The 24,979-nt window shown below is 38.3% G+C and carries 35 protein-coding genes; 33 read left to right on the forward strand and 2 right to left on the reverse strand.

The genetic code is table 11. The features are described from left to right. Nucleotides 1–39: 39 nt before the first annotated feature. Nucleotides 40–342, reverse strand: a complete 303-nt coding sequence (locus tag ACY45D_RS06690) for a hypothetical protein (RefSeq protein WP_463108984.1) — start codon at nt 340–342, stop codon at nt 40–42. A gap of 69 nt (nt 343–411) precedes the next feature. Then, nucleotides 412–1,221 (reverse strand): S24 family peptidase, encoded by an 810-nt coding sequence (locus ACY45D_RS06695; RefSeq protein ID WP_463108985.1) that lies wholly within the window; start codon nt 1,219–1,221, stop codon nt 412–414. Nucleotides 1,222–1,270: 49 nt separating this feature from the next. Here ACY45D_RS06695 and ACY45D_RS06700 point away from each other — a divergent pair, with 49 nt between their 5' ends. The 33 genes from ACY45D_RS06700 to ACY45D_RS06860 all read left to right on the forward strand — a co-directional run bounded on the left by ACY45D_RS06700 (nt 1,271) and on the right by ACY45D_RS06860 (nt 24,976). Beyond that, nucleotides 1,271–1,477 carry a helix-turn-helix domain-containing protein gene (locus ACY45D_RS06700; RefSeq protein WP_463108986.1) on the forward strand — a complete coding sequence of 69 codons (207 nt, stop codon included), beginning with the start codon at nt 1,271–1,273 and terminating at the stop codon, nt 1,475–1,477. A 68-nt stretch (nt 1,478–1,545) separates the two neighbouring features. Then, nucleotides 1,546–2,037: a phage regulatory CII family protein gene (locus tag ACY45D_RS06705; protein ID WP_463108987.1), complete on the forward strand. Its 492-nt coding sequence runs from the start codon at nt 1,546–1,548 to the stop codon at nt 2,035–2,037. 44 nt (nt 2,038–2,081) lie between these two features. Continuing rightward, the gene (locus ACY45D_RS06710) at nt 2,082–2,453 is read left to right on the forward strand and encodes a hypothetical protein (protein WP_463108988.1); all 372 of its coding nucleotides are present in this window, start codon (nt 2,082–2,084) and stop codon (nt 2,451–2,453) included. A gap of 2 nt (nt 2,454–2,455) precedes the next feature. Further along, nucleotides 2,456–2,719: a hypothetical protein gene (locus tag ACY45D_RS06715; RefSeq protein WP_463108989.1), complete on the forward strand. Its 264-nt coding sequence runs from the start codon at nt 2,456–2,458 to the stop codon at nt 2,717–2,719. Continuing rightward, entirely contained in the window at nt 2,716–3,024 is a 309-nt protein-coding gene (locus ACY45D_RS06720; RefSeq protein WP_463108990.1) for a hypothetical protein, read from the forward strand. The genes ACY45D_RS06715 and ACY45D_RS06720 overlap by 4 nt, the downstream gene beginning before the upstream one ends. Further along, entirely contained in the window at nt 3,021–3,857 is an 837-nt protein-coding gene (locus tag ACY45D_RS06725; protein WP_463108991.1) for a DNA adenine methylase, read from the forward strand. Before ACY45D_RS06720 ends, ACY45D_RS06725 begins: the two co-directional genes overlap by 4 nt. Continuing rightward, nucleotides 3,850–4,983: a hypothetical protein gene (locus tag ACY45D_RS06730; RefSeq protein ID WP_463108992.1), complete on the forward strand. Its 1,134-nt coding sequence runs from the start codon at nt 3,850–3,852 to the stop codon at nt 4,981–4,983. The genes ACY45D_RS06725 and ACY45D_RS06730 overlap by 8 nt, the downstream gene beginning before the upstream one ends. After that, the gene (locus tag ACY45D_RS06735; RefSeq protein WP_463108993.1) at nt 4,980–5,567 is read left to right on the forward strand and encodes a hypothetical protein; all 588 of its coding nucleotides are present in this window, start codon (nt 4,980–4,982) and stop codon (nt 5,565–5,567) included. Before ACY45D_RS06730 ends, ACY45D_RS06735 begins: the two co-directional genes overlap by 4 nt. 7 nt (nt 5,568–5,574) lie before the next feature. After that, entirely contained in the window at nt 5,575–5,985 is a 411-nt protein-coding gene (locus ACY45D_RS06740; RefSeq protein ID WP_463109446.1) for a DUF1064 domain-containing protein, read from the forward strand. 4 nt (nt 5,986–5,989) lie between these two features. Then, nucleotides 5,990–6,742 carry a hypothetical protein gene (locus ACY45D_RS06745; RefSeq protein ID WP_463108994.1) on the forward strand — a complete coding sequence of 251 codons (753 nt, stop codon included), beginning with the start codon at nt 5,990–5,992 and terminating at the stop codon, nt 6,740–6,742. Between the two features lie 159 nt (nt 6,743–6,901). Next, nucleotides 6,902–7,609, forward strand: coding sequence for a hypothetical protein (locus ACY45D_RS06750; RefSeq protein WP_463108995.1), 708 nt, complete (start codon nt 6,902–6,904; stop codon nt 7,607–7,609). Next, nucleotides 7,609–8,016: a hypothetical protein gene (locus tag ACY45D_RS06755; RefSeq protein WP_463108996.1), complete on the forward strand. Its 408-nt coding sequence runs from the start codon at nt 7,609–7,611 to the stop codon at nt 8,014–8,016. The genes ACY45D_RS06750 and ACY45D_RS06755 overlap by 1 nt, the downstream gene beginning before the upstream one ends. Before the next feature lie 183 nt (nt 8,017–8,199). Further along, entirely contained in the window at nt 8,200–8,391 is a 192-nt protein-coding gene (locus tag ACY45D_RS06760; RefSeq protein WP_463108997.1) for a hypothetical protein, read from the forward strand. Between the two features lie 7 nt (nt 8,392–8,398). Then, a complete protein-coding gene (locus ACY45D_RS06765; RefSeq protein WP_463108998.1) occupies nt 8,399–8,866 on the forward strand; it encodes a hypothetical protein in 468 nt (155 codons plus the stop codon). After that, entirely contained in the window at nt 8,835–9,476 is a 642-nt protein-coding gene (locus tag ACY45D_RS06770) for a putative metallopeptidase (RefSeq protein WP_463108999.1), read from the forward strand. Before ACY45D_RS06765 ends, ACY45D_RS06770 begins: the two co-directional genes overlap by 32 nt. 58 nt (nt 9,477–9,534) lie before the next feature. Beyond that, a complete protein-coding gene (locus ACY45D_RS06775) occupies nt 9,535–10,008 on the forward strand; it encodes a DUF2280 domain-containing protein (RefSeq protein WP_130168175.1) in 474 nt (157 codons plus the stop codon). Next, nucleotides 9,986–11,512, forward strand: coding sequence for a phage terminase large subunit (gene terL / locus ACY45D_RS06780; protein WP_463109000.1), 1,527 nt, complete (start codon nt 9,986–9,988; stop codon nt 11,510–11,512). The genes ACY45D_RS06775 and terL overlap by 23 nt, the downstream gene beginning before the upstream one ends. Nucleotides 11,513–11,520: 8 nt before the next feature. After that, entirely contained in the window at nt 11,521–12,861 is a 1,341-nt protein-coding gene (locus ACY45D_RS06785; RefSeq protein ID WP_463109001.1) for a DUF1073 domain-containing protein, read from the forward strand. Continuing rightward, complete coding sequence (locus ACY45D_RS06790) at nt 12,806–13,615, forward strand: phage head morphogenesis protein (RefSeq protein WP_463109002.1); 810 nt, start codon at nt 12,806–12,808, stop codon at nt 13,613–13,615. The genes ACY45D_RS06785 and ACY45D_RS06790 overlap by 56 nt, the downstream gene beginning before the upstream one ends. A gap of 41 nt (nt 13,616–13,656) precedes the next feature. Continuing rightward, nucleotides 13,657–14,199, forward strand: coding sequence for a hypothetical protein (locus ACY45D_RS06795; RefSeq protein ID WP_463109003.1), 543 nt, complete (start codon nt 13,657–13,659; stop codon nt 14,197–14,199). Nucleotides 14,200–14,402: 203 nt separating this feature from the next. Further along, nucleotides 14,403–15,596, forward strand: coding sequence for a DUF2213 domain-containing protein (locus ACY45D_RS06800; RefSeq protein WP_463109004.1), 1,194 nt, complete (start codon nt 14,403–14,405; stop codon nt 15,594–15,596). Nucleotides 15,597–15,608: 12 nt separating this feature from the next. Continuing rightward, nucleotides 15,609–16,079 carry a structural cement protein Gp24 gene (locus ACY45D_RS06805; RefSeq protein WP_463109005.1) on the forward strand — a complete coding sequence of 157 codons (471 nt, stop codon included), beginning with the start codon at nt 15,609–15,611 and terminating at the stop codon, nt 16,077–16,079. Nucleotides 16,080–16,085: 6 nt separating this feature from the next. Then, entirely contained in the window at nt 16,086–17,060 is a 975-nt protein-coding gene (locus ACY45D_RS06810; RefSeq protein ID WP_004682565.1) for a DUF2184 domain-containing protein, read from the forward strand. Nucleotides 17,061–17,073: 13 nt separating this feature from the next. Next, on the forward strand, nt 17,074–17,460 hold the full coding sequence (locus tag ACY45D_RS06815; RefSeq protein ID WP_463109006.1) for a hypothetical protein: 387 nt from the start codon (nt 17,074–17,076) through the stop codon (nt 17,458–17,460). A gap of 9 nt (nt 17,461–17,469) precedes the next feature. Continuing rightward, nucleotides 17,470–17,853, forward strand: coding sequence for a DUF4054 domain-containing protein (locus ACY45D_RS06820; protein WP_005030195.1), 384 nt, complete (start codon nt 17,470–17,472; stop codon nt 17,851–17,853). Nucleotides 17,854–17,862: 9 nt separating this feature from the next. Next, entirely contained in the window at nt 17,863–18,048 is a 186-nt protein-coding gene (locus tag ACY45D_RS06825; RefSeq protein ID WP_005030193.1) for a hypothetical protein, read from the forward strand. A 7-nt stretch (nt 18,049–18,055) separates the two neighbouring features. Further along, complete coding sequence (locus ACY45D_RS06830) at nt 18,056–18,532, forward strand: hypothetical protein (RefSeq protein WP_463109007.1); 477 nt, start codon at nt 18,056–18,058, stop codon at nt 18,530–18,532. After that, nucleotides 18,525–18,965 carry a hypothetical protein gene (locus tag ACY45D_RS06835; RefSeq protein ID WP_005030191.1) on the forward strand — a complete coding sequence of 147 codons (441 nt, stop codon included), beginning with the start codon at nt 18,525–18,527 and terminating at the stop codon, nt 18,963–18,965. Before ACY45D_RS06830 ends, ACY45D_RS06835 begins: the two co-directional genes overlap by 8 nt. Before the next feature lie 63 nt (nt 18,966–19,028). Beyond that, nucleotides 19,029–19,796, forward strand: coding sequence for a hypothetical protein (locus tag ACY45D_RS06840; RefSeq protein WP_463109008.1), 768 nt, complete (start codon nt 19,029–19,031; stop codon nt 19,794–19,796). 6 nt (nt 19,797–19,802) lie between these two features. Next, nucleotides 19,803–20,114: a hypothetical protein gene (locus ACY45D_RS06845; RefSeq protein ID WP_463109009.1), complete on the forward strand. Its 312-nt coding sequence runs from the start codon at nt 19,803–19,805 to the stop codon at nt 20,112–20,114. A gap of 29 nt (nt 20,115–20,143) precedes the next feature. After that, a complete protein-coding gene (locus tag ACY45D_RS06850) occupies nt 20,144–20,365 on the forward strand; it encodes a hypothetical protein (protein ID WP_463109010.1) in 222 nt (73 codons plus the stop codon). A gap of 76 nt (nt 20,366–20,441) precedes the next feature. Next, nucleotides 20,442–20,906 carry a hypothetical protein gene (locus ACY45D_RS06855; protein WP_463109011.1) on the forward strand — a complete coding sequence of 155 codons (465 nt, stop codon included), beginning with the start codon at nt 20,442–20,444 and terminating at the stop codon, nt 20,904–20,906. 59 nt (nt 20,907–20,965) lie between these two features. Then, on the forward strand, nt 20,966–24,976 hold the full coding sequence (locus ACY45D_RS06860; protein ID WP_463109012.1) for a transglycosylase SLT domain-containing protein: 4,011 nt from the start codon (nt 20,966–20,968) through the stop codon (nt 24,974–24,976). The last annotated feature ends 3 nt before the right edge of the window (nt 24,977–24,979 follow it).

Here is a 24,979-nt window from a genome sequence, read left to right on the forward strand (position 1 = left end):
AAAAAACCCGATCAGTAAACTGCGTCGGGTTCGCAGTTTTTATTTATCTGAATATTTCTCTAAAAAGTCATCAATCCATCCTTGCGCCACATCAAGATTAGTAATATCTGCTAGCTTTAGGCTAGTTTCTTCAGCTTCGTTAAAACCCTCAATTATTGCTTCAAAGATATTTGCTTCAGCAATCACTTCGCGTGCCATCTCACCCGCGTCATAACTTTGTTTAGCTTTTTTAAGTGAGGCTATTTGCTTATCAATGCCTTCGCCAATTTTAGCTAAAGCCAATTTAAACTCTTGACGATTGATCGTTAGTGCAGTTTTAGATTTATTCAATGTTGCGATCATAATATCCTCTTTTTAAATTTTTTTTTGTTATCTAGTTTACTGAAAATGGCGACCTAGCATCTTTGGTAATTAACCTGATCTATATCGCACGCGGCCAAATACTTTAAATGTTGTGTTATCCGCTAGCTCGGTGTTAACAATTTTATCTTTGTATTTAGGGTTACGCGGATGCAGTACAAGAATTCCGCCTTGCTCTTTAAAAATCTGCCTAATGAGCGCATCTCCTTCAAAATAAATTGCATAGGTTTCACCATCAGTTATCTCAGTATCAGAAATATCCAGACCTATAGCATCATCATCGAAAAGATATTCTTCGTTGCTGTCACCCTTGTTAATGATTAATTTAAAATTCTCAGGTTTAATTTTACGTTTCTTGAAAAAACTAGGCTCAAATGACAACTGTTTTTTTATCACATCAAAGTGAAAATCAATAGATTCACCTTCACCACTACAGAATTTAACATCATAAAAATCAATCCATATTTTTTTATTACGCTCCTCATCTGTCAATTCATCTGTTGTGATGGCAGTAGCTGTGTTATTCAAAAATCCTTGTATTTGCTCATCAATGGATAAATTTTGTTTTACTAATTGATCCTTCTTAAGATCTCTATCTATTAGTTCACCTGGAGTGACTCCAGCCCACTTAGCCAAAGATTCAAGGGTTGATCTTCTTGGATTTTCGGTAATGCCTTGTTGGATGCGAAAAACTGTAGCTTGAGGTATGCCGTGCTCTTTTTCCAGCTCGTGTGGATTCGTTCTATTTTTATCAAGCAAGTATTCAATATTTGAGCGCAGAAACATTTCCAAAATCCTTGTGTTCATAAAATCAATTTTATTCAATAAAGAATAATTTAAAACAAATAATTCACTTCTCATTGACACTTATTCACTAATGAATAATACTATTCATTAATGGAGGTGTTATATGACCCTAAAAGACAAAATCCTATTCCTTCGCAGTTGTGGTGTAACGCAACAAAGCATTTCAAGTAAAACAGGAATTCCACAGAGTTCTATCTCAAAAATAGAAAACGGTGATCAGCTTGATGTGCTTTACAGCAAAGGCGCTGCTTTAGATAAATTTGTCAAAGAGCAACAAGATTTAAACCTGAACGGAAAATTATCCGCTTAGTAGCAATCAGACAAAGTATCAATTTTTGTTCGTAAAAAATAAACGTGAATAAAAACAAGGATTCACAAATGGAAATTTCAAAAGAGACAAAAACAGCTCTTCATCAAATGATCAGACATTCACTTGGTATCACGCCAAAAGAAATAGCTGATCTAACTGGCGACTCGCATAACACGATTTGTAACTACGCAAATATGAATATGCCTGACCACATGCCGAGTTTAAAAAAGTTCGAAGCAATGTTGATGTTTACTCAAAACCCTGCGGTTTTAAAAGTTTGGGCGCATAAATTGGGTTTTGTATTGGTACCAGTGGGTGCGGATGGTGAAAGACATCGAGAAATGAATGTGCTTGAAGCAATGATGCTAACAAATGTAGCAAGCGGAAAGGCAAATCAAAAAGTGTATGAGGTTCTAGAGGACAACATTGTTACACCTCAAGAATACGAGGAAGCACACATTATTTTTCAAAGAATTATTGAGTGTGCTACCGCAGCAGACAAAGCTTTGCAAAAACAGGCTGAAAAATACATTTCAGCAAATCAAATGGAAAAAGCCTGATCTCAGAAATCAGGCTTTTAATTCAAAACTTTGAGGCATTGAATATGAAAACAAATTTACCACAACACCCATGTGCTGGCAAATGCACAGAGTTTAAAAACGAACAGTGTAAGACTTGCTTAGTGCGTGATATTGAAAAGCGCAAGTTTGATTTAGGTGTGGCACCAGATGAGGCTTATGTAAAAGCAGGCTTCAAAATGGATGACATGGTTGTGAAAATAAGCAGTGATGACAATACATTATATGTCTTCGCAATATACAGCACTGTTCATCCTGGTTATTGCTATATCGGCGAACCATATGCTGAAGATGGTGAAATGGCTCATGTTGATGAAATCCGCCCAGCCTCAACAGCAGAAATCCAAGCCAATCGCCGTCTAACCGAAGCTGAGCAAGCTTTAGCGGAGGTTTCATAACTATGGAAAATCTAAATTTATCCGACCGCCAAAAACTTGTTTTGCAATGTGTGATCGATGCTGCTAACGAGAAAAAGCAACCATACACGGGTGGTGTCGTTCGGCGTATGTTAGCAAAAGGTCATGAAATCACTGAAAAACAATGTGCTTATGACCTTGGGGTAATTATTCGTACCAAAGGAACTGGCGTTTATTCAGTGAAATTCGATAACAATCCTAAACTTTGGATATATGAAGCACCAAAAAATAGTGAGGTGAATTCATGACTACAAATCAACACTTCCAAAAAGCACCAGAGCACAAACAGATCCAATGGACTCAATCTTGGTATGAACCAGCATTGAAATCATTAAATGGAATTTTAGATGTTCGCCGTGCAAATTTACGCAAAATCAAACGAGATGAAAATCAAGCGGCAATCACACGTGACGAGTTTATTGAAATTTTAATAAATGAGCATCGCATAACTGTCTATCAAGCTGGAGAAATCATTTCGAGTTTATTGCGTGCTGGAAAAATTTTAATGTTTGGTCGTTTCATTCAAATGAATGAAGAGGTGGGTGAGGCATGACAAGTATGAATCACCCATTAATCAGATATCACGGTGGTAAGTTTCGCATTGCTGATTGGATTATCTCAAAGTTTCCTGTACATAAAACTTACGTTGAGCCGTTCGGTGGTGGAGCATCAGTTTTGATGTGTAAGCCGCAAAGTAATATTGAAGTTTATAACGATATAGATAGCGATGTAGTCAATTTATTTCGTGTGCTTCGTAATACTGAACAGTGTGAGCAGCTCAAACAACTAGTACATCTGACACCATTTTCTCGTGATGAATTTCATCTCGCGTATGAAGAAACAGAATGTCCAGTTGAAAAAGCTAGACGGATGATTGTAAGAGCACAAATGGGTTTTGGTAGTGCGGGTGCTACTAAAGGTCATACGGGATTTAGGTTGGCTGGTGGACGCCAAAAAAATTACGAAATCAATTTATGGGATCAGTATCCTCAGCGAATTGCCAAATGCGCAGAACGACTAAAACAATGTGTGATTGAAAATCAGGATGCATCAAAAATTATCAGTTTATATGACGCTGATGACACATTATTTTTTGTAGATCCACCATATGTAAGAAGTACCAGAATAGCAAATGTTGTGGCTTATCGTCATGAAATGACAGATTCAGATCATGAAATTTTGTTAGATCAACTCGTTAATGTGAAAGGTTCGGTAATTATTACAGGTTACGAACATGACATTTACAATGACAAATTATCAAAATGGACAAAATTCACTAAATCAGTGCAGGCATCAGGACGGCTTGGTGGCGTAACACGCCAAGAGTGTCTATGGATTTCCCCAAAAGCGCAATATCAAGATTTATTTGGAGGGCAATATGAGTAAGTTTGTGCCCAATTCGTTTATGGTGGCGAACGCATTTGTAGATGAAGCTATGTACAAGATAAGCGATGCATCTGTAAAAATTTATCTATTGATCATCCGAAAGACACGTGGCTGGACCAAGGAAAGTGATGCACTTTCATTACGTCAGTTGGAAAGTTTATCTAAGAAAAGCCGACCTACTGTCATTAAGTGCTTAACTGAACTTGAAGAAGTTGGTTTGATCAAAAAACACCATCAATCAAAATATGGGAATGTTTTCTCACCAGTTGATAATTACGATATTGGAGAGTTGATTAAATTTCCATCTAAAAAGGTATTGGTTAAGGCACTTATTTTGTTCAAAAAAGAGCTGGTTAAAAATTTTTACCACTTTGGTTATGGTGAAAAAATAGCTCAAAAACCAGTCGAATTTTACTTAAATATTGGTGGTCAAAAATCTATACTGGTTAAAAATTTTTACCACTTTAAAACTGTGGATAACTTCCCAATGTGGTCAAATTTTTTTACCACTAAAAATGGCAAGTGGTCAAATATTTTAACCACAGGTGGTAAAGAATTTTTACCGCAAGTGGTAAAGAATTTTAACCCACAAAGTAACACTATCAAAAGACACTATCAAAATAAAAAAAATTGGCTTTCTTTTGAAAATTTAAAATCTCAAATTACTTCTGCCAATACTTTGGTAAATGTTGACGAGATTTTGAACGCTTCGTGGTTTAAACGTGAGTTGGAACAATTTGAAAATTACAACGCTGAAAAGAATCATTCTGATGAAATGATGATTTACTTTTTGGCAGATTGGTTGATCAGAGCATATTTGAAATACGAAAAATATAATTCTGTGAATTCTCAAGGGCAATTTTCAAAATCACCTGCAGGTGAATCAGCTAGCAATACCAATTCTGATTTTCTGGTTTTTGCATCACCAAACCAGATGTACATGTTTGCAAACAAACTTACAGCACACCCTGATGTTGTTAGAAAATTCAGTTTACCTGGCGAATCAACTGAAACTTTTGCTGGTCGTATAGCTGTAAAACTCGCTGATCCTTCTGAACGCCAAAACTGGAAGGCATATCTTGCGGATGTCGGTTTTAAACCTAAGGGCAAAGGAGTGGCAGCATGAATGAAATACTAAATCAACGTATTCAATCAGTACAAGCTGGTAAAGATCTTACACACGCTCAAATCGTCGCTAAGCGCAATCTGCGTGAAGAAATTGAGGCTGAGATGGAAAAGTTCTTAGCGCAAGGTGGTGAGATTAAACAAGCAGTAAATCAACAGTTTCGTGTCAAACATGGTACAGCAGATCAATACAATAAACGCGGTTGCCGTTGTGAGAAGTGTGTTGATTGGGCTTTAAAAAAAAGGATTGATAAAAACAACAACACTCAAGGTGAGAGCATGATTATCGGAGTTGCTGTAAAAGCTGGTGATCTTATGGTCGCTCTACCAAAACCTAATCGCCATGCAGATTGTATCGATATCATTCTGTCACTTGGCTTAGTACCAGATATTCAAAATCAATGGGGGAAATCTGCACATCAGGGTTTCTATTGTGAAAATGGGAAGTTCTATACACGTCCACAAGCATTTTTACATGCGGTTGAATGTGGTCAGTTGGAATTTTGTGTAAATCAACTTGAACTAATAGCCTTGGGTGAGATGAAGTTTTCTCGCCTTGGGGTATGCAGTGAAGATTTGTGGTGAGATTTCAGTGACAAGCATTTCACTTGCAGATTACAGGGAAAAATACGGTGGTGGTAAACAAACTGCCACCGTTAAACGTAACAAATTTAATGCCCAGAAAGTTGTTTTTGATGGAATGACTTTCGACAGTGTTAAGGAACACAAGCGGTATATCGAGTTAAAAGCCATGTCACAACGTGGCGAGATACGAAACTTGAAACACCACACAAAATTTGCATTGGTACCAAGTGTGAAACTGGAAGGGGAAAAAAGGGCAAAACCAGCAATTAGATATTTTGCAGATTTTACATATTACACGGCATCTGGTGCTTATGTCGTTGAAGATGTGAAATCCAAGGCTACACGGAAACTGGCTCCCTACCGCCAGAAAAAGCACTTAATGAAAACGGTTCACGGCATAGATATTCAGGAAGTATAGGCATATGTTAGTAGATAAATTTGATTTTTTAGAGTTTTTGCGCCTTGCTATTGCTGCTGGTTCTGCGAATGGGAAGAAAATTTCAAAAGAAATTGTTTTAGGGGAAATCGCATTAATGCCAAGGCATACACGTATGTGGGCGTGTTTATTACTTGAGAAAGTTGCATTTGATCGAATTGCGATAATAACGGAACCAAAAGAAAATACCGAGCTTGTTTATAGTAGATATGATTTTAACCGCACATGGGAACGCCGTTTACCTGATACACCAGGTACAGTGGAATTTAAGCAAGGTGATATTTCTTCGGTTGATTTCTTTAAAGTTAGAAATATTATGGCAACCACAATTCACAAGGAAATGATTAAAAATAATTTTAAACCAAATAATGCTCAAGGTGATTTATCAAATATTGCAAAGGGTTTAGCAGGGGTTGTTTTACGTGGGCATGTATTGGTTAAGGCTATGTGTGGATCATGCCAAGGATTAGGAAAATTAGAGTTATTTGGTTCCAAGGGCTACCCATGCGGTGTAAAGCCTTGTCAAAAATGTGAGGGTACAGGCAAACGTCCTTATACGTTAAATGAAAAAATTACCATATCAAAATTAAAAGTTTCTAAATCAGGTTACTCAGAGCGTTATGCAAAATATGAGCTTTTGGGGGAGTCGATTGTAGCTCAATGGGAAAATGAAATAAGAGGTCGATTGAGCCGTGCATTTCACTTTGAATTGGAAGAAAGTACAACAACTGTAGCTTGACACAAACAGAACACTTGAGTATAAGTATTTCTAAAATGGGCGTTTTATAAATTAATAGCCCTCAAGATATTTTAAAGCTCGCATTAGCGGGCTTTTTTAATTATTGTTGGTCGTTGAATTTGGTTTAGAATTAATTAGCAATATTCTTAAAGGCAAAATATGAAAGCGCAACCTTTAGCGGAAACTTTGCTTGATGAATTAACAAAAATTGATCAAGATGTTTTATTATCTGAATTTAAACAAAAAAGATATCTTAGAGAATGTGAAAAAGCTATTCCTATATACGCTGCATGGGGGTATATGTGTAAGGGTATTGTTTATGCTTTTTCAAATGATTTTGATAATATGCTTGCCAACTTCCAGATAGCATTAAAACTGGAATCAAATGATTACGTAATCAATAATAATTACATTAGTGCTTTAGCTAGTTTTGGCTATCATAATGAAGTTATAAATTTTTATTCTCATATGGATATTGCTGATAAATCAAAAGAAAAAGGATATATGAAGGCATTGGTTTCAATACTTTCAATGACTGAAATTAGAGAAATCAGCGAAAAATATGCTGATAGAATTGAAGAAGCATTAATAAATGTTGAATTGAATTTGGAAGATGTTAAGAGTTACCTAAAGCTATTTAACGAGTTTATGAGGAATAAAAAAGTTAAATTCCAATTACAGCCCTCTATAAGTTGGAAATTAATCGAAGATGATTTATACCTCTATTACGAATTTATGGGGACTCCAAATCAATCAATTGAATTTATGGATGAGTTTGATAGAATTGCAATTACACATTTAGATCGGTCTTTATCTAAAAAAATAACAATTGTATTGCTGCCTTTAATTTCAGGGAAAATGATTTAATGAGATTTAAACCTTACGATAGATTGTTAGGCTCAAAAGACATTTTACAAAAGTGTGAAAGCAATGAATCTACTTACAGAAGTGTGATGCACCAAAGCTATTACGCAGCTTTCAATCAATTGACAAGCGAAATTGAAAACCGCTTATTTTATCCGATAGATAAATTTACTTTAAAAAATAGTGTACATAAAGCACATATTGATGCATGTGAAAATAAACAGAATAGTTTATTAAAAAATCATGCTGATTATGAAGCTCTAGGTTTACTTATAAAAGAAATCAAAAGGCTTAGAGGTTTGAGAGCAAAGTCGGATTACGAACTGTATACCAATGTTAGAGAAGGTGAGGCTGAACTATCGTTATTAATTTCAGAAAGGATATTCGACTTAATAGATAATTTATCATAAAACAGATTATTAAAATTTAAGGATATAGTTTTAAGTATAACAACTCGCTTTTGCGAGTTTTTTTTACGGTTAAAACCCTCACTCGCTTAGGACGCTTTGCGAGTCAACTAGCCGAACGGATTACGGCATGGAACCCCGCTGACATACATGTTATTGGCGGGGTTTTACTTTTTATGAGGTTGTATGAATTTTTTAGAAATTATAAAGCAGATTAAAGAGACCAGCCTTGAATTAGATCACTTGGGAAGTTGCTCTACACATGGCTTAACAGATCAAGAAATCGCTCAATTAGATGAGCGATTTTTTTTAGCCACGGAAAAATTAAAAAAGCTCAAAGCACGCCGTGACAATAAACCAGAAGGTTTTTTAAAATAGGTGGTATATGGAAATTGATCAATATAAAGGTTTAACTAAAAAATCACCTTTAAAAACAAAACCTAGATCTAGACCATTACCTAAAGCAACTGAAAAATATTTAGAAGCGTTTGAAAATTTTGAACATGCTTTAAATTTATTTGAAATCAAATACGAAAAGACATTTCAGTTCAAATCAACCAAACATTGGCGTTTCGATTTTCATCTTATTGAGCACAGAATATTAGTTGAGATTTCTGGTGGACCATGGTCGGGCGGTCGTAAAGGCAAGCTGAAAGATAAAGCTTGGAGTATGGATCGTTACGATATCGCTGAAGATATGGGTTATACCGTTGTGAGAATAGAATCGGCACCAAGATATAAAATTAAGGAAGATGGGCCATTACAGGTCGAAGCTAATTTTTCTAGTCAGTGGCTTAAGAATTTGAAGAGGCATATTTTCAATGGAACAGATCAGACCATTTCCACCGACTGACTTTATTGATCAAGCTGAGGAAGAAGAAGCAATTCGCTTGACGCCTGCACCTGATCTAAAGGAATGGATAGTTTCAAATTGGCTTACTATGGGTGGTCATTTACATAATCCAGACCATGATCATATAGCAGAACTTTTGCATGATGATGAAACCTTTCTTGCATTTGCATGGGCTTCATCTGCCGCCGTAGCTAAAAAGCGTATGGTATTGGGTCAATGTGAAAAAGTAATGTTTAATCAAGGTGGTTGGAAGAAAGCTCGTCAAGAGCAACAAATGCGGGACTGGTTTGGATTTGTACCTGTTTATCTCATTACTGTTGATGCAAGCTTTTGTGAAAACTCGAATGATGTTGAATTTTGTCGTTTGATCGAACATGAACTTTATCATATTGGTGTTGAGCGTGATGAAGATGGCGAAATCATATATAGCTACAATACAGGTCTTCCTAAGCACTATCTGGCAGGTCACGACGTGGAAGTGTTCTTCGGTGAAACCAAGCGTTGGGGCGCAGATGCAAATGTTAAACGATTATTGGAAATCGCAAAGAATGCGCCGTTTGTATCTGAAAAAAATATTGCAGCGTGCTGTGGGAATTGTGTGATTAATTGAGCTTTGAAGCTCTTTTTTTTGCCTATTTTCTTGGACGTTCTTGGACGAAAATGAAATTATGGCAAGACTTAAAAAAGAGGTTCAAATCTTCATTGTACGTGCGCTTGCGGTATTTAACACACCAACTGAAACTGCTCGGCTCGTCCAAGAAGAGTACAACCTAGAAATAACTAGACAGAAATGTGAAGCCTATGATCCTACAAAGCGTTCAGGTCAGGATTTAAGCCAAGATTTAAAAACAGAATTTGAGGAGACTCGAAAAGCATTCTTGGCACAGCCTGAAAACATTCCAATTTCAAATTTAGCGGTACGGTTACAAAGATATGAAGACGGTTATCAGTCATCTAAAAACATTGTGCGCCGTTTAAAAATATTGGAACAGGCTGCTAAAGACATGGGCGGTCAATATACCAATAAAACAGAATTGACTGGTGCGGGCGGTGGACCACTTCAAAGTGAAAATACCACATATGTAACGGCAACACCTGAAATGTTAAAGCAGGTGTGGGATGAACTCGAAAGTAAATACTAGTTTGCTAGAAATGCAAATGGAAAGGGAGCGGTGTGAAAAAGAACAGTTGTTCTTTACACGTCGGTTTTTCTTACCTCGCATGGGATTTAAATTTTCAGTCAATTGGCACCATGAATATATTGCTGACAAAATCGACGAGGTTATAGCTGGCAAGGTCAAAAACCTAGTTATTAATGTCCCGCCTGGTAGTGGTAAAACTGAACTTTTAACAAATCTTATTGCCCGTGGTATCGCTAGAAATGCCCGATCAAGATTTTTATATTTGTCATTTTCCCAGTCTTTGGTTGAGGATGTTTCATCTACAGCACGTAACATTGTAAAGTCAGAGGATTTTCAAGGTTTATGGCCAGTAAAAATATCAACCAGTACCGATGCAAAATCAAGTTGGAAAACTACTGTTGATGGTTATGACGCTGGACATGTTTATTCTGCTTCAATGGGTGGGCAGGTCACAGGTCGCCGTGCAGGTACATTAGCAAATGAGGGGTTTACAGGGGCAATCATTCTTGATGACCCACTCAAGCCTGAGGATGCTTTTAGTCAAACAGCAAGACGTAAAGCAAACCGTAAAATCCTAAATACGGTCAATTCACGTAAAGCACGTTCAGATACTCCGATCATTTTGATCATGCAGCGTTTGCATGTTGAGGATCCGACCAATTTTGTTATGACTGGTAATGTTCCTGGTGAATGGGAACAAATCAGCATACCTGCATTGATTGATGATGATTATATAAGTCGGCTACCTGAGAACATTCAGCGCAAAATTCCACGTGATGTGGAAAGGGATGAAAAAGGTCGGCAAAGCTATTGGCCATTAAAAGAATCATTACAATCACTACTGCAGTTAGAACAAGGTGGACAGGATAAGGACGGCGCAACAGTTTCACGCTATACATTTGCCAGCCAATATCAGCAACAGCCTAAAAAGTTAGGTGGTGATCTTGTTAAAGCTGAGTGGTTTGGGCGTTATTTAACATTACCTGTACTTAAGTGGCGTGCTATATGGGTTGATACGGCGCAAAAGACCAAAGAGCATAATGATTATTCAGTGTTTTTGTGTGGTGGTCTTGGACATGACGGCAAGCTTTATATCATTGATGTAAAGCGTGGTAAGTGGGAAGCACCTGAACTGATTAAGGAAGCCAAGCTATTTATCAATAAGCATAAAGAATCCAATACAGAAATTGGCAAACTTCGATATATGGCCATTGAGGATAAAGCTTCAGGTACAACATTGATTCAAACCATTTCAAGGCAAACAACATTGCCAATCAGAGCTATTCAACGAAGCATAGATAAACTCACACGTACAATGGATGTGGTTTTTTATGTTGAAGATGGGATGGTGATGTTGCCAGCATCTGCTCCGTGGCTATTGAATTATGTTGAGGAAATAGAGGGATTAACCGCTGATATGACACATGATCATGATGACCAGTGGGATCCTACAATTGACGCAATAAATGACACTGTTGCAAGTAAGCCAACTGTATTTGATTAGGAAAAATTATGGCTAAGAAAAGAAAGCCTGACGCTATAGGCGATGCAGGGGCTTACACTAATTTTGTGTCTAATATCGGCACAGGACGTGATAAAGCATCACATGGGCATTTTGTACGCCGTGATATTGGTGACGATCAACTTGAAGCAGTTTATCAAGATTGGTTGGCGCGTCGTATCGTGAATCGACCTGCATCCGATATGTTGCGTGCTGGATGGTTTTATGAGGGAATTCAAGGCAATGACTTAGAAAAACTGATTGAAGCATGTGATAAATTCAATTTAAATAAAATCTTAATGTCTAGTTTGATTTTATCTCGCTTGTATGGCGTTGTTTACGTTTTATTAGGAACAGCAGATGGTAAAGCTTTAGATCAGCCATTTGAGCTTAATAAGCTTGGAATTGGGCGGTTAGAGTTCTTTACTGTTATTAAAAAGAAATATGTTACACCAGATAAAACCAAGTATTTGACACCACAAGAAAGCGGTGGATTACTTAAACAGCCTGAATTTTATAAATTACGTTTTGATGATGGGAAACTTGAACAACGGATTCATTACACCCGGTTAATTAAAATTTGTCATGCCGATGTTGTGAATGAAGAACCACAAAGCATTTTACAGGAAGTTTATAACGACTTATTGGACCATGCGAGTGTTAAACGTGGTGCTGCAAGCCTAGTACATGAAGCCAAGATTGATATTATCCGTACTCCAAGTTTAGTAGATAAAATCAAGGAGGATATGAAAGCCGTAACAGAGCGTTTTTTAAGTGTAGGTCTGCTTAAAGGCTTAAACGGCATGTTGGTTTTGGATAAGGAAGAAGAATATGACTCTAAGTCTTATACATTCGGTGGACTACCTGAAATGATGCGCGAATTTTCGATTCAAACCTCAGGTGCAGCAGATATTCCATACACCATTTTGTTTGGCCAATCACCTGCAGGTTTAAATGCCACAGGTGAGCATGACACACGTAATTATTATGACGGCATCGCGACAAAGCAAATATGGGATGTAAAACCAGCATTAATGAAGTTTTTAGCTTTAATTTGCCAAACTACATTTGGTCGGCAATTTGCAGGCTTGAATGTGGTTTTTAATCCCTTATGGCAATTGGACGCGAAAGTCCGTTCTGAGGTTGAGAAAAATAACAAAGAACGTGATCAAGGTTATTTAGACATGGGTATTTTGACCGAGCCACAAATCGCACGTCAGTTGCAAATTGATGGCGTTTATTCTGTGATTGATGATGATCACATTAAATTATTGGAAACAATGGTAGATACGGACAATGAACAAGACAATTCAAATCCTAAAGCCATTCCTCCAACAAGCGAAGAAGAGTAAACGCGGTAGAAAGGCAAAGTTAAAACCGATCAAGGTAAATCGCCGTATTGAGCTGTATTACACAAGACAGCTTTTAGCTATCGCACAATATTGCCAAGAGCAAACCAAGGAAATCGTTTTACCCAAAATTGGTGAAAATATTGGTGACAGCTGGTTCACTGAAATGTTTTCTAAAATTCGGGATAAGATTGTTAGGTATGTTTCTGATACATCAAAGCCTTTAGCAACCAAGGTTGTAAATGATGTAAGGCAAGAAGTAGATAGTCAGATTGCCAATCATACAAAATCCTCAATCGGTGTGGATTTAACACCCTTCTATCAAGCGAGTGATATTCAGCTAACAGTAGATCAATGTATTGCTGCCAATGTATCGTTAATCAAGTCGATACCACAGCAGTACGCTGATAAATTAGAAGCGTTGGTTTTAAATGCTTTACAGACTGGACAAACCAATGAAGAACTTGCTTTAGAAATTCATAAGTTAGGGCAATCAACTGAGTATCGCGCACGTTTAATTGCTTCGGATCAGATGGGTAAGATTAATTCCAATATCAACAAGCAACGACAGTTAGCTTTAGGTGTTGAATCTTATACATGGCAAACAGCAAAAGATGATCGAGTGCGTCCAGATCACCAACATAAGCATGGTAAAACTTTTCGTTGGGATGATCCGCCTAGTGGTGGGCATCCTGGTGAGCCTATTCGATGCCGTTGCGTTGCGTTGCCTAATTATGAGGATATTTTGATTGATTAGTTTTATAATTACTCAAATATTTAAAATAAATGAGGCTCAAGTTGGTTGCTAAACAGGTGAGGGATAAAGTAGAGATAAGGGAAAAAGCCGACCAATATAAAGTTTTATTTGATTTTTATAGAGCTGAATATGAGGCATTGAGGAATGAATATTATAAAGTTGAAGATAAAGCTGCTAAATATCTAACATCATTGTCTGTTTTGTCTGGGATTCTTTTAGTTTCATTTAGAGAGGTTGTTATTGATTTTCAGCCATCCTTATTGTCAATCATTCAAGTTTTGGTTCTATGTGTGTTGGTGCTTACCATTTCAACTTCATGGCGGTTTATATTTATGGTTTTAAAACCATTAGATATTAAGGTTATCCCATACAATCAAGATGGAATCGAATACTTCACAAGCGTTGATCTAGATGTTTTTTATTACTCAATGACAATTCAATATGTAGATACTATTAGTAGCCACAAAATTGGCATTAAATGTAAAACTGAGTTCCTGAAAAGAGCTTTTTCTGAAATTAAATTGGCGGGTTTGGTTTTGTTAATATTCCTTTTATTGATTTTAGTTGATAAAGTTGTTTATTAAGAATTAGCGTAAAAGGTAATAATGATGAGCTCAAACAAACCGCCAGAATATGTTCCACCACCTCAAACAGAGCTTGTAACTAAGTCTAAAGACAAGCCTGCTAATACCAAATAAATTAGCGGTGATAAAAGCTCACTTCGGTGGGCTTTTTAATGCCAAAAATTCAAAGAGCCGATAGGGCTCTTTTTTATTGAGCCTTATTTATGAGAATCCTATACCAACTCAAAATTGGTGATTTTGCACCAAGTGAATCATCACGCTCATTTACCAAAGAAGGGTATTTGAAGTGCGTTAATGTTCGCTTAGCGAAAGCACCGCAGGTACGGCAGTACTACGCCTATGAATTTCCATCATTAGAGGGATTCACGGCTGACCAAAACATTAACGTCTATACACCTGCAGATGAACTTTTTAAACCAGAATCGGTTGCAAGTTTTAATGGTGTGGATGCTACGGACTATCACCCACCTAAAAATGAGATTAACGCCTCAAACTGGAAAGATTACCACATTGGCTATTGTGAGAACGTGCGCCAAGAGGGTGATTATCTGGTGGGTGATCTTCTTATTAAAGATAAGACCAGCATTGATCTAATTCAAAGCAATGAGCGCATAGAAATGTCGCTTGGTTACGCAGCACTCCTTGTTTTAGAAAATGGTACTGCACCTGATGGCACGCCGTACCAAGCGAAGTTTATTAATTTTATTGGCAATCATGTGGCACTGGTGAAATACGGTCGCTGTGGTGGTGATTGCCGTATCGGTGACCAAAATCCAAGCCCAAAGGGGAAAATAATGGAAGTAGAAGTAAATGGTATTCGCTTCGATATCGGTGATAACAAGCCTTTAGCAGATGCCTTAAACATCCAAAAACAACAATTGGAAAATTTAAAAGCCGCCAAATTGAAAGTGGGCGACAAGCAATTTTCTGTCGGTGATGAGTTGCCAGCTGTGCAAGCGGTCGTTGATCAATTACACACGGACAAAGCAACACTTGAACAGAAAGTCGGTGATTTAGAAAAAAATCAAATGACACCTGAAAAGTTGGAACAAGCTGCAGCTGAACGTGCAACTGTGATTGCTGATGCAAAAGCATTATTGCCTACGGTTAAAACAGAAGGTTGTACGTGTGAGCAGATCAAACGTGATGTGATTGCATCAAAAACAGGTGACAGCCTTGTGACAGCAGTTTTAGGTAGTGTTGCCATTGGTGATGCAAAGCCTGAACAAGTAGACATGGTATTTCGTGCCTTATCTGCCGTAAAAGGTACTAATCCAACAAATCCAGTGAATGATGCTCTTAATTTCCAACAACAACAAAAAGTTGGAGATCAAGATCCAAACTTGGGTAAACAAGAGCAGGGCTATAGCAAAGCGACTGCATATAAAACAATTTAAGGAAGGAACATCATGGTTCAACAATATGATGCTGCACCTGGTATGAAAGCTCGTTTAAATGGTCCAGAAGATATTTTATCTTTACCGTTTTCGGGTGCTGGTGTGGCCAATGATGGTGATGTGGTCATTATTAATACTGATGGTAAATCAGTTTCCAATGTGACAGATGCAACCAATAAAAAATATGGGGTAATTATTCGCCATGGTGTTGGTAAGTCTGGGAAGAATTCAGCTGGTAAGGAAGCATACCAAGCCACTGACATGGTACCAACCATGACAATTGGATCACTTTGGGTAAAAGCCACAACACCTGTAACAGACATTACAGCAAATGTATATGTCAAAACTTCCAATGGCACAACTGATGCGCCGTTAGGTTCCTTATCACCATCTGCTACAGATGGTACTCAATTGCCTAATGCATCATGGGAGACGATTTCCAATGCACAGGGTTTAGCTGTTGTACGTTTACGTGGGGCATAACAAATTATGAGTAAACTCGCTCAGATGAAGCTACGATTGACTCCCGTAGCTCAAATTGTTCAAGCTGCTATTGGTGATGCATTCAACTTTGATGCATTGGCACAGCTTTTTGTCAAAATTGAAGAACAAAACGAAATCACACCGCAACTTGAGCAGGTCATGGACTATGCCAAGTACATTCCTGTGATGCCTGTAAACGGTGTCTTTGGTGGTGGTGAGGTGCTTTCACGTAAATGGGGCGTTGGTATCGGTAAAGACTATGCGGGTACTGGCAATGATATCCCATTGGCTGAAGTTGAATATGACACGGTTGCATTGCCAATTAAGGTTGGTACGATTGGTTATCAATATTCAATTATGGAGCTTGAAGCTGCTCAAAAACTTGGTATGACCTTAGAAGCCGATAAAGTTCAGTCAGCACGTTTAGCGGCAGAAAAGCATTTAAGTCAAGTTGCATGGTACGGCAATAGCAAAACTGGTGTTAAAGGCTTCTTGGATCAGACAGGTGTAACGGTTGTTACTGGTCAGCATAATTGGGCAACAGCCACAATTGAACAGATTCTTGGTGATTTTAATGCCAGCCTTTCTGATTCCGAAAACCTATTTGATGGTGATGTATCGGTACAGCCTGACACATATCTCATGGCATCAAACCAATATATGCATTTATCAACACGTGTGGTACCTGATTCAGGTGGTAAGACATTCCTTAAATATATCGAAGAAAATAATATTTTTACCACACAAGGTAAGACATTAACGATTCGTGGTTTAGGGCGTTCAAATGGTAAAGGTACCGCTGGCGCAGATCGATCAGTGATTTACCGCCGTGATCCATCGTGCATCCAAATGAAATGTGATGATGTTTCATTCTTGGCTGCTCAACCTGCAGGTTTGGATATCAAAGTACCTGGTCATTATAAATATCAGGGTGTTTGGTTGAAGCGTGTTGATTCGCTTCGCTATTTGGATCATGCATAAGGTTTAAATCACTATGAAATATTCATATTTATATAGCGGCTTACAAGCCGCTTTTGTTTTTTCTGGGCTTGCTGTTTTACCTACTGGTGTGCCGACTTCTGTTGATGAAGATGTACATAAAGCTTTATCTAAAAATAAGTTTGCTAAACATCTGATCGATTCAGGTGATTTAACTGTTACCGAAATTGCTGAAGATGCTTTGGTAAAAGCAACTGGTAAAGGTGCAGGTAAAACATCTGGTAAAGGAAAGACTGAAGGTGCGGCATCCGATGCAGCGAAAGCGGCTGGTGAAGCAGAATTAGCCACAGTTCAGGCTGAATTAACCGAACTTGGTATAACTTTCGCTGATGACGAAACGCTTGAGCAACTTCAGGCTAAATTAACCCAAGCCAAAGAATAAAGGTGGGCTATGGATCCGCAGACGTTTCGGGAAAAATTTAAATCAGATTCCCAACTTTATAATTCAAGTGACACTGAGATAACAGAAGTTTTAGAAGAAGCTGAACTTGTTGTTTCTGTTATTGAATTTGGGAAGCTGAAAGAGCGTGCTGTAGGTTTATATGCAGCACATATTCTGAAAGTTCAAAAAACCAACCCAAATGGCACAGCTATTTCAAATGCTTCGAGTATGTCTATCGCTGGTCAGAGTGTGAGTTATGCTCGATCATCTAAAGAAACATTCTATGACCAAAGCATTTATGGCCAACGCTATTTGGCATTAAAAAATTCAATCCCGATTGATGATAAAGGCACTAATCCTAATAGTTTGAGTGTTGGTGCTTTTGTTATTTAGGAGAAACGTATGTCATTTAAATATCAAGCACCTGAGACATGGAAAGCTGAATCTCTTACGATTTCAGGTGTAAATTATGAAGTGAAAAACGGTATTGTTTCATCTAATGAAGATATCTATTTTGCTTTACAGCCTTTGCAATTCTCTCGTTATGTTGAAGAACCTAAAAAAGCTGTAGCGGTTACTGCTAAATAGGTGACTTATGGTTGATTCTGTAGATGTTCACATTCAACTCAATGAAGAAAATAATCGCGTCAAGGTTGAAATACGTCGAACAATCACAGCATTAACTTTAAAAATTCAAAGGATGGTGCAAGAAGACATGCTAAGCGGTCAGAGGTTGAATGTTCAATCTGGTCGGTTACGTGGTTCACTTGCCTCAAAAGTTGAAGAATCTGGTGGTGTGATTGAAGGGATTGTCTCAGCTGGTGGCGCGCATGTTAAATACGCATTTATCCATGAGTTTGGCTTATCTGGATCTATTGGTATAAAAGAACACATGCGACATATCAAGCAAGCCTTTGGTAGACCTATCACCCCGCGCGATGTTCTTGTCAAAGCACATAGTCGCAATGTAAATGTTAAAGAGAAGCGGTTTATGCGTGATTCACTGGATGAAATTTCCAAGATTGTGCCCAAAAATATCGACAAGGCGATTGATCGAGGTTTGAATGGATAGTGAAATTATTTACCAAGCCTTATTTGATCGGCTTTCAAATGTTCAAGGAATGGTTTCAGTTAGTCGGCGTTTAAAACATTTCAACCATGTAAATAATGACCAACGTCCAGCATTGTTTGTTACACAAGGGAATCAAGCTGAAAATCCTGTAAAGGGATTGAACGCTAAGATTATTTTAAGTGCTGACTTGTATTTATATGTGTACGAAGCTGATCCAGTTAAAGCAATTTCAACACAAATAAATATCTTTGTTGATGCTGTTCGTGAAGCCATTAAGCCTGATTTTCCAGAGATATGTGAATATCAAACCTTAAATGGCTTGGTTGAGCATTGTTGGATTGATGGAACAATTGAGGTTTATGAGGGTGTAGACGGAATGCTGGATGGACAAGGGATTGCGATTATTCCTGTCCAAATATTAACAACCAATTAAACAATTAACCTAAATTATGACCGCCTAAATGGCGGTTTTGTCATTTTAAAGAGGTCAAAATAAATGGCTCAATATTTATTTGGTGCGGGCAAAATTTTTGCTACACCTATTTTAGATGTTTATGGACAACCTATAAACAATCCCACACCTGTTGAAGTTGGAGTAATGCAAAACACTTCCGTTGATATTTCATACGATATGAAAGAATTATTCGGACGTGGACAGTTTGCTGTAGATGCAGCGCGTGGAAAAGGTTCAATAAAGTGTAAAGCGACTATTGGACGTATCAGTGGTGCATTACTCAATTCAATCTTCTTTGGTGGTGTGATTGCAGATGGTGGACTGGAAGTGGTCACTCAAACCATCAACGGTGAAAAAATTGCAACAGGCGGTACAGTTACACCTGTGGTACCAAATGCAGGCACCTATGTTAAAAACCTTGGTGTGACCGATGCCAAAGCCATCCCATTAACACGTGTTACTACAGCACCAGTGGCAGGGCAATACAGTGTAGATGAAGCCACTGGTGCATATACATTTGCTACCGCTGATGTGGGTAAAGTAGTGTTTATCAGCTTTAAATATTCCGCAACAGTGGCAGGTGCAAAGTCAGGCTTAGTCAATAACTTGGATATGGGTTACACACCTGAATTTTCAGTGAACCTGCAGCGCGAATATAAAGGCAAGTTTATGGGAATGGAGTTTTTCCGCTGTACCAGTAACAAACTTGGGTTTAGCTCTAAACAGGATGATTACGATCTTCCTGAATTCGAATTTCAGCCGATGGCTGATGATCTTAACCGCGTATTTTCTTGGAACACTTCGGAGTAACCATCAATGCAATTTAAAGAAATTGAAAATCCACGCGGTACCACGATTCAAATTGATGGCCAGCCTTTTGTTTTTGCGCCTTTGTCACTTGGTGCAGTTGAAAAGCTTTTACCAGCATTACAAGGATTTCAGCCAAATGATGTGGGAACAGTGATCGATGTTGCACATAAATCTCTTAAGCGTAATTATCCTGACATTACGCGCGAAGATGTAGCCGATATGCTTTACATGGATCAGCTTGAAGAAGTTATGGCTGCGGTCATGTCTGTGTCTGGTCTGAAAAATAAAGAAGTCCAAGAAGGTGAATCGGGGGAATAGACTGGGAGGAGCTTTATACTCATTTAGTGATGACTACAGGTAAAGACTTTGATTACATCCGTGATCATTACGATTTACCCAGAATCAAAGCATTGAATGAGTATCACACAAAGTTTCCTCCCGCTGATGTTGGCATTCAGCGACTTTGTCGGATTTTAGAAGCATTTATGGGGATTGAAGATAATTCACAGCCTCAAGATGATGATGAAGATGATTTGGAAGAAATGTTGAATGCCTTTCCACAAGGGTGACTGCGGTTGCCCTGATTGATTTTTATGTCTTGGTTGGGTAGAGTTTGGATGACTTTAAAACAAACCGAGAAATGTAATGAAAAATATTTTAACTGCATTAGTGATAGGGGTGGCTTTAACTGGATGTGCCACAACATATCAAGCTCCAATTTCTCTAAATCAAAGTGCGAGTGAATCTGTTACAGCTTCTAAAGCTCAATTATTTAGCGCATCTCAAAGAGCATTAGCAATAAATGGTGAGCAAATCATGAGTGCTAATGCGGATGCTGGAGTTATTTCTACTGCAGCTAGAGATTTTCGCTTAACCCCACTTTTAGCAGATTGTGGTAAAACAATGGGGTTGGACTATTTAAAAGATAATCGTACAAGTACCAAAGTTGCTTACAATATATTGATTGCTGATAACAGCTTAGAGGTTCGTACTACTTTGCAAGGTGACTATAAGGTTGGAGATGCTGTCCAAAATATTACTTTGACATGTGTATCACGTGGTGTTTTGGAGCAAGAAATGGTTAAAAAAATCAAAGCTGAAATTAAATAAACGTAATTATATTCACCACAACCACCTTCGGGTGGTTTTTTTATGCCTGAGGAAAAGTAATGGCTAACGAAGTTGAAGTAAAAATCACAGCCTCCACCGATGCACTTTCCGAGGGCATGAATCAGGCAACAAATAAAGTCCAATCTGCAGCAGCGGATATTAACCGTATCGCTGACACTATTAAGAATGCATTTGACGGAGTACGAGAGTCACTTAAAAATATCGATGTTAGTTTAAACATTGATATGAGCAATGTTCAGCAAAAATTGAGCAATGCAGCGAATACGATCAAATCACGTATTAACAGTATTGTTGATGATGCTTCAATTAAATTAAAAATTGATACCACATCGCTTGATTCACAAATCGGTCATGCTGAAAATTTGATTAGATCCCGATTATCATCATTACCTATTCAAAATGTACGTTTAGATGTTGATGTGCATGAGATACAGCGACGGTTAAATCAAATCAATAATCAGCAAATTAAAGTGAAGCTAGGTGTTGATTTAACTCAGTTAAGGACTGAACTCCAGCAAGCCAAGCAAACAGTAGCAACCACACTGCAGTCAGTGTTTTCAAGCGCGATTCGTATCACTGTAAATTTACCTTTATTGGCAGCACAGCTTAGCCAAGCGCGTACAATGATTCAGAGTGCAATCAGTCGCTTACAGCATACAAATATCAATTTAAATACAGTTATTAATGTTGATGCAACAAGCACAATGTTAAGAGCCTCACTGGATCGCCTAAAAACCAGTATTGATCATTTACGCACTCGCTTAAACACTGGTGGTGGGGCAGGCGGTAGTGGTGGGGGCGGATCAGGTGGAGGTGGTGGAAGTCCTAGCAGTGGTGGGTTAGGAACAAGTATTCTTGGTAACTTCCTTGCGAATATGGCAAGTGAGCTGGTAATGCAAATTAGCGCATTAACAGGTGAAGTGATTCGAAATGCGCGTGAAATTGAAAACATGTCACGCCTTGCCAATGCAACAACTACTGAATTTCAAGAATGGACATTTGCGTCTAAGTCAGCAGGTATTAGCCAAGAAAAACTTGGCGATATCATGAAGGACGTAAACGATAAGTTTGGTGACTTCATGCAAACTGGTGGCGGGGAAATGAAAGATTTCTTCGAAAAGATTGCACCAAAAGTTGGAGTTACTGCCAAAGAGTTTCAGGGTTTATCTGGGCCACAGATTTTAGGTAAATATTACGAAACTTTAAAGAAAGCAAATGTGTCACAAGCTGAGATGACTTTCTATATGGAGTCTATCGCTAATGATGCTATGTTACTTTCACCGTTGCTGGAAAATAATGCTGCAAAACTTAAAGAGTACAGTAAGCAAGCACATGATTTGGGTGTGATTCTTGATGATGAGGCAATTCAAGCAACAAAAGAATTTGATTCGTCATTAGGTTTGATTGGTGCAACGATCAAAGGTTTGCTTGGTCGGTTGGTAGCGGAATTAGCACCAGGTCTTAAAGACATGGCAAATAATTTCTTATCATCTGCAACTAAATCAAAAGAGGCGATTGATGGATCAATAACAGCGATCGTCACTATTCTTGAAAGTTTGATGGATATTTGTGGTGAAGTTTTTGGGATTATCAGTGATGTCTGGAGCGATTTAACCAAAGATATTGGAGATGGTTCGGTTCAACAGATCACATTTATGGATATGGTGTCTGCGACCCTAAAAAGCTTTGCAATGATTGTTGTTGGTTTGAAAGTGGGTATTCAGATTGCCTTTGCTGCGATTCGCGCCGTGATTGTGACTGTATGCCAGAATATTTCTGCAACAATTTCAACTGTAATGAATGTATTTGGTGGATTCAGAGACACCATTCAGTTTGGTTTAGATGTACTTTCTGTGAGGTTTAGAACCTTTGGTAATATTGTTGAAAATGTACTTAGTTTTAATTTCTCAGGTGCTAAAGCAGCATTTGAACAAGGCTTCAGCGAATTAAGCTCTATCACTGACAAATACACTTCTAAAATGGGTCAACGTGTTGATTGGCTTAAATCGGATTGGAGTACTGCGTTTAGTAATTCAGCTGAGGCAGGGTCTACAGCGTGGGATAAGATCAAGGAAAGCTCGATAGCTGGTGGTAAGCAGTATGAGAATCTTTTTCTTAAGAATCCAACCGAAGTAAAAAAAGATGCATCACCGTCAACAACTTTCAACCCTAATCGTGGAGTAGGTACAGGTGAAGCGGATAAAAAATCTGGTTCAAATAAAAGTAAGAATGAGGCTAACAAACTTCAAAATATTCTCAATGTGAATGATTTAGTACGTGCTAACGCCACTAAATATAACTATGAGGGATTTGAGAGTAAGTACAATTTGCCAAATGGATTACTTTCTGCGGTTAATATGCAGGAAACGAAAGGGCGCAATGTAGAAGGAGTTCAAACCAAGTATGGAACAGCCAAAGGTAATTTTCAGCTTTTAGATGGTACAGCGAAGCGATTCGGGGTAGATAATCCATTTGACACCAAACAAGCTGCAGAGGGTGCTTCAAAATACCTAAGATTCTTACTTGATAAATATGGAGATATTGATAAAGCAGTGTCTGCATACCATGCAGGTGAAGGTAATGTTGATCGTGGAACTGGATTAGGTCCTATCAATCGTCAATATGTCAAAAATGTAAAAGGTTACATGGCGGGCATTAACGGTGTTGATAAAGGCACAGAATCAAATGATTACGATAAATCACTACAGGATCAAATTCGTAGAACAGACCAAGCGAATAAAGAAAAGTTAGATCTTGAATATAAGTATGCTTCTGAAACTAAAAAGATTCAGATTGACTTAGATAAAGAATTGGAGCGAATCGAAAAATCAACACTAAATAGTGCAGATAAAAAAACCTTCAAAGAAAAAGCCGAGAAAGAATCGCAAGATAAAATCGTGGCTTTGAATTTAGAAGCTTTTGAAAAAATCAAAGCTATTTATGAACAAGAAATTCAATCCAAACAAGATCAGGCGCAGCGGATTTATGAGCAAGAAAAGGCTCGTATTCAAGCTGCTTTAGATGCAGGTCGTATTTCTAATGTTGAAAAAGTTCAACTTGAAAAACAATTAGAGGATCAGCTTTACCAGATCAAGCGTGATGGATTATTGGCGCGATTGGATTTGGAGAACCAGCAATCATCCATATCGGGTAAGGGAGCAGGGCAAGCAACTATCAGTAATAATATTGCTGAGTTGGATAGTCAGAAAAAGGTCAATGATACTGGCGCACCCAAGAAACTAGATGAAGCTCAGTTAGCAGACTTTGAGAAAAAGTTTGGAGGATTAACATCTCGTATGTCTGGTCTATGGGATCAAGGCATGCAAGCCATGTTGAATGGTACCTTGACTTGGAAAAATGCCCTAAGCGCAATTTATTCCGAGTTAGCTGCAGAATTTCTTCAGAAGATGATCACAGCACCATTGAAAGAATATGTTAAAAGCATGGCACCTCGTTTGGCTGCAAAACTAGGTTTGATTAAAGCTGAAACTTCATTAGAGGTTGCAGGGCAAGCATCTCAGACTGGCGCAGTAGTTGCAGGCGAGACTGCTAAAACCGCAGCGACATCAACAGGTGTATTCGCTCGTTTAGGCTTAAAACTCATGGAGGTTATCAGATCCATCATGATGTCGGCATGGGAAGCAATGGCAGCGGCTTGGGCGGCACTTTCAGCAATTCCAATTGTTGGACCTGCATTGGGTGTTGCAGCAGGTATTGCCGCATTCGCTGGAGTGTCGGCGATTGTTGGCAAGGTTGCATCTGCTCGAGGAGGTTACGATATTCCTTCAGGTGTAAATCCAATGACCCAACTACATGAGGAAGAGATGGTTTTACCTAAACAACATGCCAATACCATCCGTGCATTGGGTAAATCTGTCATGGGTGATGGCTCTATGGCTCAGCAACCCGCTTATGCAGGTGATATGGGTGCGATGCCACAGGTCAATATTCAAGCATGGGATTCAAAGGATATAAAACGCTTTATGAAGAAACATGGTCGTGAATTGGCAGGTGGGTTGAAAGGGTATAACCGTAATTTTGGCAAATAAGGA

Source organism: Acinetobacter sp. BZX-2 (assembly GCF_055179795.1).